Source organism: Micromonospora sp. MP36, assembly GCF_008119785.1.
Classification (GTDB): domain Bacteria; phylum Actinomycetota; class Actinomycetes; order Mycobacteriales; family Micromonosporaceae; genus Micromonospora.
This window is the reverse complement of the sequence record NZ_VSFA01000179.1, coordinates 1-8,615: the sequence shown is the minus strand read 5'-3', so window position 1 is coordinate 8,615 and position 8,615 is coordinate 1. Positions and strand designations below refer to the sequence as shown.

Below are 8,615 nucleotides of genomic sequence, written 5' to 3'. Positions count from 1 at the left end.
AGGGGTGTTCGCCAAAGCTGACAGAACCCGGTTTGAGGGTGTCAGCGCATCACGGCGCGGCGCGGAGCCGACATTCAGATGAGCGAGCACACGCCGCAGCACCACCCAGACCCTGTCCGCCCGGTCGACCCGTGTGTCGACCCGACCCTGATCGACCTTGTCGCCGGTGACCCGCCGGTGCCAGTCACCGTGTGGCGCACCGCCCGCGGCCCGGCAGACGCCGGCCGCAGCATCGGCGCCCGCCTCGCCTACCGACTGATCGCCGCCTACACCCGCCCCGGCGAGGTCATCGTCGACCTCACCAGCGACCACGCCCTCGCTGCCGTCTGCACGGCGGGCGGTCGCCGGCATCACCCGGGATGGTTCACCGACGCGTCCAGCCTGATCATCGGACCGGCCACCCCGCCGGCCCGCCCCGACCCGACCACCTCGCGCGACGGCGGCGGCGACGTGCCGGACATGAGCGTGTGGTTCGGCGACGACCTCACCGACCCCGACCTGCCGGCCGAGCAGACCACAACTGCCCCTGGTCACGGGTCGCTCCAGGATGCGACCAGCCTGGTTGTGGTCTGCTGGCCCCTCGACCCCGCCGACGCCGCCAACCGGATCCGGTTGGCGTGGCTGCTGACCGCGTGCGCGCAGCTACTGCGCCCCGGCGGCTGCCTCGTCCTCGTCGTCACCATCCCCGCCGCGGCGAGCGGGCCGGAGGACTTCACCCCGGTGGCCACCGCCGCCGCGGCTGTGGGCCTGGGCTACCTGCAGCACATCGTCGCCGTCGCCGCCGAGACCGACGGTGACACGTTCGTCTACCACGTCACCGACGAGGAACTGCTCACCCTCACCCAACAGACCGATCAGCGGTGGGCGGTGGCGCACCTGAAGGTCCACGCGGACCTCCTCGTGTTCACCCCCTTCGCACCGGCGGCCGCGCCGCGCGAGGGGCGCCGCGACGGGGGTGACCGCCGTGGCTGAGCACACCCTCTCCCCCACCGGCCCGAACCAGCCCGAGGACACCTACCGCGGCCGGCACCGAAGCTACGAGGGCCGACTCCGCGACGACGAGGGCCGCCACCGGGTCCCGGGCGGGCCGGAGGGCCTGTCGGTGTGGGCGACCGCGCAGCAGACCGGGCCGGTGCAGCGGCGCGGCCGGTATCTGCCCGAGTCGGTCAAGCACCCCGCCCGGATGCTCCCGGCGATCGCCGCCCACGCGGTGCACGCCTACACCCAGCCCGGCGACCTCGTCCTCGACCCGATGTGTGGGATCGGCACGACCCTCGTCGAGGCCATCCACGCCAGCCGCGACGCCATCGGTGTCGAGTACGAGCCGCGTTGGTCGAACATCGCCGACGCCAACATCACCCACGCCCAACTGCAGGGCGCCACCGGGCGGGCGTCGGTGGTCCGCGGCGACGCCACCCGCCTGCAGTCGCTGCTGCCCGCGGCCCTGGCCGGGCAGGTCGCCCTGGTGGTCACCTCTCCCCCATACGGGCCGACCGTGCACGGCCTGGTCCGCCCGGGCGCGGACGGGGTGGCGAAGTTCGACAACACCTACGGCACCGACCGCGGGAACCTCGCCTACCGAGACCTCACCGGCCTCGCCGACGGGTTCGAGCAGATCCTGGCCGGCTGCGCGGTACTGCTGCGTCCCGGCGGCACCGTGGTGGTCACCGCCCGGCCGTGGCGCAAGAACGGCCAGCTGGTCGACCTGCCGTCCGCGGTGATCGCCGCCGGTATCCGCGCCGGCCTGGTCCCGACCGAGCGGTGCGTCGCGCTGCTCGCGGCGGTCCGCGACGGGCACCTGATCGCCCGGCCGTCGTTCTTCCAACTCCAGGCCGTGCGCAAGGCCCGCACCGCCGGCACCCCGCTGCACCTGATCACGCACGAGGACGTGTTGATCTTCCGACGCCCCGGAAAGTCCGCGAGTTCAGGAAACCTGAAGGACACCACCGACGGCGGGGTGGTCGCGTGAGCTCACCGACCGCCCGAGATCTCAGCCTCGGCGCGGGCGTGCAGTCATCCGTACTGCTGCTGCCCGCCGTCCGCGGTGAGATCCCCAACATCGTTTCGCCCGAGGCCTCAGCTCTCGCCGTCCTCGTTCTCGTCGTCTGGGACCATCAGCCACTCGCCGGGCAACCGATGCCGCACGGCTTGCACCGCCGCCGGGGTCTGGCCGTGGACCCACAGCCACGTCCCGCCGTCGTCGCGCAGCAGCGCATCGGGGCCGGCGAACCAGCGGATCGGCGGCCCGTCCATCCCGGCCCAGAAAGGGAAGTCCGGCAACGGCAGGCGCTCGAACGCCGCGCCCAGCGCTGCGCTGGCCGCGTCGTCCAACTCCCGGTTGTCGACGTTGCCCTCGTCGGCGGAGAACATCGCCTCCGACAGCACCATCTCGACGAGCGCAAGCGACAGCCGATCCGAGTACGACACCCAGCCGTCTCCGACGTTCACCACGACCGGGGGGTCGTCCTGGCCGACGGCCCCGGCCGACACGCCCCACGACGCGCAGTTCTGGGCCTCGACGCGGAAGACCAGGACGCCGTCGGCGTCGGTCCGAAGCTGTTCGGGCAGTACCAGACGGTCCTGAGCGGCGGTCAGGTCCCTCCGGCGACCGAACAGCAGGTAAGCCTCACGCAGCGCGGCGGGCAGCAAGATCCCGATGCGGTCCTCGGCCGCCTGCAACCGGCCGGCGTCGACACCGTCGCCCTCGATCAGCGGTCGGCCCAATGCCGCGGTCACCGCACGGACGAACTCCCAACCCCGGCGGCGGTCCCCTCCCTCGCTACACAGCGTATGCAGCGCGTCGAGGCCGGCGAACATGCCGCCAACCCTACGGGCACCCGGCCCACTCACGCGGCCCCCTCGCCCCGGCCAGCCCCTCGAGACGACCGGCGGCGCAGGGCCGGGTGCGGGAGGTGGCGTGATTGAGCCTCCTCCCGCGCCCGCACGACTCGGCGACGGGATGCGGATCGGGTCGCTGTGCACCGGCTACGGCGGCCTCGACCTGGCCGTCGAGCTGGTGCTCGGCGGCCGGCTCGCCTGGTACGCCGAGGTCGACCGGCACGCCCGCACCGTGCTCGAGCACCATTGGCCCGGCGTGCGCAACCTCGGCGACATCCGCACCGTCGACTGGACCCGCATCGAGCCGGTCGACGTGCTCACCGCCGGGTTCCCCTGCCAGGACATCTCCAACGCTGGCAAACGAGCCGGCATCACCGGTATCCACAGCAGCCTGTGGACAAGCGTGGTCGACGCTGTTCGCGCACTTCGACCGCCGCTCGTGTTTGTGGAAAACGTCGCCGCCCTCCTCCGCCGCGGGTTCGACGTCGTCGCCGCCGACCTGGCCGCGCTCGGGTACGACACGAGCTGGACGTGCCTACGCGCATCCGACATCGGCGCCCCGCACCGCCGCGACCGACTGTTCCTGCTGGCCACCCCCACCGAACTCCTCGGTAGGGGTGCGGACGTTGCCGACGCCGTGCGCCCGTGACGGCAAAGGCCCCGGCCACCAGCACGGGCTGCCCGACCTCATCGAACCCGGCGGCACCGCTCACCGGCTGCTACCCACCCCGAGGGCCAGCGACACCGGCACTCCCGGACGGCGCGCCGGCAGAGGCTTTCGGCCGCCGCTGTCGCAGGTGCTGCTGCCCACGCCGCGCGCCTCTGACGGGGAGAAAGGCTGCCCTGGGCAGCGGGGCTCACACGGGGACCTCACCCTGCCCTCGGCAGCGGTACGTGTCCCCCGCATCTTGCCCACACCGCCCGCCTCAGACGGGCGCGGACCCGGCCGGCACGGCGACGGCGGCAACGACCTACGCACCACCGTCGCCGGCCTCGGCCAACTCGACGAGGACCGGTGGGGCGTCTACGCCGCCGCCGTCGCCCGCTGGGAACTGATCCTCGGCCGGCCCGTCCCCGAACCGACCCAGACCGGCCGGCACGGCAAGCCCGTCCTGGCCCCACCATTCGTCGAATGGCTGATGGGACTCGAGCAAGGGCACGTCACCGCCCTCGGACTGCCCCGCACCCTCGCGCTGCGCGTCCTCGGCAACGGCGTCGTCCCCCAACAAGCCGCCGCCGCGCTACGGCTACTGCTGTGCCCACACCGCTGGCACATCCCCGCCTGAGAAACCCATGGAGCCGACCAGCGTCCGGCGCTGTCGCCCGGTTACGCAGCCTGCCTCCGCTCAGTCCGGGTAGAGGCCGCGCGCTGGCCGGTCTGGCCGACGACCGGCACCCCTTCATCGAGGGCGCTGATCGTGGGGCCGGCCTGCCCCGAGCCGGCCGGCCCCCTGCCCCTATGCCTCTACGGACGAAGGACAAGCTATGCCTTCCACACGTCGTCCTCATGTCACCACCCGCGGACCGGCCACAGAACGGAGGCAGTCGGCGTGGACCGCGGACCAGGTCCGCGCTCTGGGCCTGACCACCGACCTCGCCACCGCCGCCGACATCCTCGGCGTCTCACGGTCAGCGGCCTACAAGCTGGCCCGCCGGGACGCCTTCCCTGTGCCATTGATCCGCGCCGGCACCCACTACCGGGTGCCGGTTCCACCGATCCTCGCCGCGCTACACCTGGCCCACGACGTCCCCAGCACCGAGGATGCCAACCCCATACAGTGAGCCTGCCACCGCCTTGAGCTACCCCACCTCGCTGCACCCAAAGGCCGATCTATCGAGGGCCGTGACGGCGTGCCGCATCAGGATGGCGCCGACGATCAGCGCATGACGCGGCCGAGACATGATGTGATGCTCGCAGAATCCGGCAAGTCGGCTCGTCCGTCGCCCACCATGTCGCCCGCTGTCACATACCGCTCATCCTGAGGCTGACGCAACATGACCGTCGCGGAGGTGCTGTGCCATCAGGGACCGCGGCTCCTGATCCCGAGAGACAGACCCGCCCCTGAAGAACTTCCGTCTCCCCTTCTGCCCACGGCTCGCCTTCCTCGTGCGGCGCCAACCGCGCATCGCGTCTCACGATCCTCGTACGGGAGGCTACGTCGACCAGAATCAGATCGACTCGTCCGTCGCCCACCAGGTCAGCCGCCCTCACACGGTGGCTGACCTGCTGTTTCTTCGGGTGCTGCTGGTCGTCTTCGGTCATCATTGGTCGGCGCTTGACGGCCCAGCGACGGCCCAGACGGCCCGGGGCCGACCCCTCGCTTGTAAGTTCTGGGCGCGTCGTCCAGCGGCGTCTCAGACCTGGTCTGCTCGGCTTGCCCGGGTCGTCGGCTGGCGGGATGGCTCTGCGCAACCACCCACGGACCGCAACGCGCAGACCCGGAGCCTTCGCGCCCGTCCTCGTAGTGGATCCAACTGCTCAGGGCCTTGACGGCACTGTCATGCTGGCTCGATGCGATCCGCAGCATGGCTCAACAAGAACGATCAATTCGCGCCAGGCAAGGAGCTGTTCCGGTCGAAGCGCCGCTTCTCCGTCTGGGCCTACGCTTTGAGCCACAGCCAACTACTGCTCCGCGCACGGACCACGACCGATGACGGGCGCCGGCAGCCGCGAATCGACATCTTGTTCAAGCCGGTAGACGCGATGAAAACTCGTATGGACTACGACGGTCTGGTGCTGCGATGCGCCACCACCGAGGAGCGTGAGCGCATCCTCGGCCAGACCAACCGCACCGCCGACAACCAGGTCTTCATCATCGAGTCAGGCGAAACCGTCGACTACGTCGTCGCAAGGGCCGTGGGCTGGCAGGAAGATGACCAGCAAGATCGCGAGCCCAGCGCTCTCGCCTTCTTCGTGCCAGCAACCGACCCCACCCGGCTCCTACCCTCCGACTCACCCACCTCCTGGAGCGCGGTACAAGCAGCACAGATACCCGACTAGAGCCCGCCTGGCCCACCCCTAACCCAAACCTCAACCCATATCCAAGATCGTCTAGCCGGAAGTGTCACGGATCATCTGACCTCGATCCGTAACGCATCAAGTGGAGCCCGACATGGCCGGCAGTCGGCTGTCCTGCGCCGGTTGATGCTTTACACGGCGGTGTCGGTTGATGGTTGACATGATCATCTGGGGTGCGCGCCGAGCGTGCAGATCCCTTGGGCTAATCGCTGTGCGGGGCGATGATTTCGGCGAGCGTCCGCTCAAAGTGCTCGTGCAAGTACACCTGCTCATAGCGGCCGGCAAGGTCGATGGCGAGCGCTTCGGCGGCGGTCAGATCACGCAGGTGACCGCTGGCGGTCTCTCCTGACCCGAACTCGCCAACGGGGGGCAAGCCGGCAATCGGTGGTTCGGGCCGATGGTAGATCTCTGGATCGGCGGGAAAGCAGCCGAGCAGTTGGCTGTCGTGTCCGACTATGCGCCACCGCCCAGTCGAGATCGCCTCCTCGTCGCAGTACCTAACGATCCCGGTGGCTGCCGCAGCGAGGCCGGCTGTCGGATTCCGCAGCGGATACCGGCCGCGGATCAATCCGAAGGCCGCGCCGAACCTGTTCCGGCAAACGAACACGACCAGGTGATAGTCGTGGTTCCCGGTGGGCACGGCGATGATGTCACCGATGCGGGCGCGGGCCTTCGCCCGCCTTCGCTTCGGCGTAATCGCGGTGAGCCGGGCGGCCTCCGAGGAGTCGAACAGGGCTGGGCCGACATAGCGAAGCGCCTCATGCACTACGGCGGCGAGATCGACGAGGGTGATAGGCGCACCCACGCCGGTCTGCCACCAGTGGTTGAAGGCCGCTGCGGCGGCGACGTACGGGCCATCGTTGAGGCCGGCAAGGACGTCGGTGTTACGGGCGCGTGCGCGTGGCCGCTCGACGAAACCCACAATCTCGTCCGGGTAGCCGTCGGCCAACGCATCATCAGGCAGTGTTCGGGCGCCCTCCCGCAGGATCTCCAGCAGTTCCACCAGACGGGGAGCGCGGCCCGCATCTTCCTCGAAGGCGTCGAGCACCTCCCGGAAACCCTCGGCCAGCACAGGAGCCGGCGGCACGCGGGCATCGGGTGAGGTCGCATTCACAGGCCGCACCCTATCCCTGGACGGGACCAACCCGCTGTCAGCTCGAGACCTCCACCCTTTGGCACCGTCCTGGGCAGCGCCACCCCACCAGTTGCAAGCTCCAGCGGCGTACTTGCCTGCGCGCTGCTTTGTGATCATGTCAAGCATCCTGCGACGCCGTTTCGTCAACCATCATTCGAGACCAGACATGGCCGGCAGTCGCCTGGGAACCCGTCCAGCTCATCGGCCGCATGAAGATCCTCGCCGCGCGTGACGGGATCGAGCTGCCGAAGACCTACCAACTCATCCGCGACATCTACCTGTGGGAGCACCACCGGGCCGACCTGCCCGCGCACGTGGCCTCCCTGCTCGGCCGGATCTTCGACGGACCTAACCCGTTCGTCACCCGGCCCGCCCAACACCTTCCGTCGAAGGCGGTCCGCACCCGTGGCCGCTGACCTCACGACCGTTGGGAAGCGATTTGCGTCAACCCCTGCACGGACTGATCCACATCGGTGAGCAGGTCGGTCCCTTCCCGCCGAGGGCGGGGCGGTCTGGTCGAGGCTGTGCCAGGTGCCCGTTCCGGGCCGGTGTTGACCTCTGGATCGGGCACGCTTCGGGCACGACGAGCGGCAGGGGCTGCGTGCTTGCGGCGGTGCGCTCTCGCAGGGTGACATCGCCGTGCCTCGACGTCGAAAAGATCATTTCGTCTATTCTTGTCGGGTGCCGCGCATGCGATCGGTCCTCCTAGCCTCAGCCGTGATCCTTGCCGTACCGGGCTGCCAGGCCGGCCATCCCTCGACGCAGCCCTCTGCCACCCCCACCGCTACCTCCCGCCCCGTCGCCGTGGCCCCGATCCCCACATTGGACGGACCGGCGTTGGCGCAGTGGGCGTGCGAGCAGAACGTGCAGGCACAGGAAGCCATTACCTATGACGATCCGATTGTGATGCGGCCGATCGCCGAGGCGGCGAAGCGATCAGGGGTCACGGGCATAGCCCAGCCGGGTTCCGCGATGCTGAAGAAGATTGAGATGGTGGAGGCGGCTGACCCAGCGGATGATGAAAAGCTTCTCTGGATCACCGATATCGAGACCTTATCCCACCAACTCCGGTACTCCTGTCTAAGGGTCCCGATCAATTAGCGGGGTGTCGGGCGAGGTCGTCGGCCACGCATGAGACAACCGCTGCCAGCAGCATTCCTGGCGGGGTTCCGGTCGGAAGGCTCTAGGGCCCGTGACGGCAAGGTGCCCGATGCGTCCCAAAACGAGGGCAGAATTCTGCGCTGCGGTACCGGCTACTGGCGTAGGTGGCACGACGACGAAGGGACCCTGAGACGTTGATTTCCATAGAGTCTGCCCGACAGATCGCCGAACAGTTCCTGGATGCCGAGGTCAGAGGACGTTTCAGTTATCCCATCGTCATCGTGGACTACGCCGTCAAGGACCTCAACGACGTGTACGTCTTTCCCTACAACGGGAAGGCGTACGTCGAGGCTGATGACTGGCATCAGGCGATGGCCGGAAATTCCCCCGTTGTGGTGGACAAGCGAACAGGCGAAGCGCGCTTCTCTGCCTGAGCTGGCTTCATGCTGATGCCGTTGCCATCCCGTCTGCCGCCGACCCGCCCTCCTGGGGAGCGGGCCGCCGCCCGGCCCGCCACATCAA

At 69.3% G+C, this 8,615-nt stretch carries 11 protein-coding genes; 9 read left to right on the top strand and 2 right to left on the bottom strand.

Features of this window, described 5'->3' with window-relative positions; genetic code table 11:
* Window positions 1-78: 78 nt before the first annotated feature.
* Together FXF52_RS39400 and FXF52_RS39395 are read left to right on the top strand one after the other, a co-directional pair.
* Window positions 79-972, top strand: coding sequence for a hypothetical protein (locus FXF52_RS39400; protein WP_148804749.1), 894 nt, complete (start codon window positions 79-81; stop codon window positions 970-972).
* Window positions 965-1,969, top strand: coding sequence for a TRM11 family methyltransferase (locus FXF52_RS39395; protein WP_370518096.1), 1,005 nt, complete (start codon window positions 965-967; stop codon window positions 1,967-1,969). Before FXF52_RS39400 ends, FXF52_RS39395 begins: the two co-directional genes overlap by 8 nt.
* A 107-nt stretch (window positions 1,970-2,076) precedes the next feature.
* Here the strand turns inward: FXF52_RS39395 and FXF52_RS39390 are convergent, their stop codons facing one another.
* Window positions 2,077-2,817, bottom strand: a complete 741-nt coding sequence (locus FXF52_RS39390) for a hypothetical protein (RefSeq protein WP_148804747.1) — start codon at window positions 2,815-2,817, stop codon at window positions 2,077-2,079.
* A 100-nt stretch (window positions 2,818-2,917) separates the two neighbouring features.
* Between FXF52_RS39390 and FXF52_RS42255 the strand changes: the two genes are divergently transcribed.
* The 4 genes from FXF52_RS42255 (at window position 2,918) to FXF52_RS39375 (ending at window position 5,839) form a co-directional block, all read left to right on the top strand.
* The gene (locus tag FXF52_RS42255; RefSeq protein WP_255472860.1) at window positions 2,918-3,487 is read left to right on the top strand and encodes a DNA cytosine methyltransferase; all 570 of its coding nucleotides are present in this window, start codon (window positions 2,918-2,920) and stop codon (window positions 3,485-3,487) included.
* Between the two features lie 259 nt (window positions 3,488-3,746).
* Window positions 3,747-4,124, top strand: coding sequence for a hypothetical protein (locus FXF52_RS43680; RefSeq protein WP_255472859.1), 378 nt, complete (start codon window positions 3,747-3,749; stop codon window positions 4,122-4,124).
* A gap of 199 nt (window positions 4,125-4,323) precedes the next feature.
* Window positions 4,324-4,620 (top strand): helix-turn-helix domain-containing protein, encoded by a 297-nt coding sequence (locus FXF52_RS39380; RefSeq protein WP_187413996.1) that lies wholly within the window; start codon window positions 4,324-4,326, stop codon window positions 4,618-4,620.
* 730 nt (window positions 4,621-5,350) lie between these two features.
* Window positions 5,351-5,839, top strand: coding sequence for a hypothetical protein (locus tag FXF52_RS39375; protein ID WP_148804746.1), 489 nt, complete (start codon window positions 5,351-5,353; stop codon window positions 5,837-5,839).
* Window positions 5,840-6,059: 220 nt separating this feature from the next.
* On the opposite strand, the gene FXF52_RS39370 is transcribed toward FXF52_RS39375, so the two are convergent.
* Window positions 6,060-6,971: a hypothetical protein gene (locus tag FXF52_RS39370; protein ID WP_148804745.1), complete on the bottom strand. Its 912-nt coding sequence runs from the start codon at window positions 6,969-6,971 to the stop codon at window positions 6,060-6,062.
* 230 nt (window positions 6,972-7,201) lie between these two features.
* On the opposite strand from FXF52_RS39370, the gene FXF52_RS39365 reads away from it, so the two are divergent.
* The 3 genes from FXF52_RS39365 (at window position 7,202) to FXF52_RS39355 (ending at window position 8,527) form a co-directional block, all read left to right on the top strand.
* Window positions 7,202-7,408 (top strand): hypothetical protein, encoded by a 207-nt coding sequence (locus FXF52_RS39365; protein WP_255472858.1) that lies wholly within the window; start codon window positions 7,202-7,204, stop codon window positions 7,406-7,408.
* 301 nt (window positions 7,409-7,709) lie between these two features.
* Window positions 7,710-8,093, top strand: coding sequence for a hypothetical protein (locus tag FXF52_RS39360; RefSeq protein WP_148804743.1), 384 nt, complete (start codon window positions 7,710-7,712; stop codon window positions 8,091-8,093).
* Between the two features lie 194 nt (window positions 8,094-8,287).
* Window positions 8,288-8,527, top strand: coding sequence for a YrhB domain-containing protein (locus tag FXF52_RS39355; protein ID WP_187413995.1), 240 nt, complete (start codon window positions 8,288-8,290; stop codon window positions 8,525-8,527).
* Window positions 8,528-8,615: the final 88 nt, after the last annotated feature.

Coding starts and splice junctions, on each gene's coding strand:
- FXF52_RS39390 (WP_148804747.1), bottom strand. CDS start 2,817: ATGTTCGCCGGCCTCGACGCGCTGCATACGCTGTGTAGCGAGGGAGGG.
- FXF52_RS39400 (WP_148804749.1), top strand. CDS start 79: ATGAGCGAGCACACGCCGCAGCACCACCCAGACCCTGTCCGCCCGGTC.
- FXF52_RS39365 (WP_255472858.1), top strand. CDS start 7,202: ATGAAGATCCTCGCCGCGCGTGACGGGATCGAGCTGCCGAAGACCTAC.
- FXF52_RS39380 (WP_187413996.1), top strand. CDS start 4,324: ATGCCTTCCACACGTCGTCCTCATGTCACCACCCGCGGACCGGCCACA.
- FXF52_RS39375 (WP_148804746.1), top strand. CDS start 5,351: ATGCGATCCGCAGCATGGCTCAACAAGAACGATCAATTCGCGCCAGGC.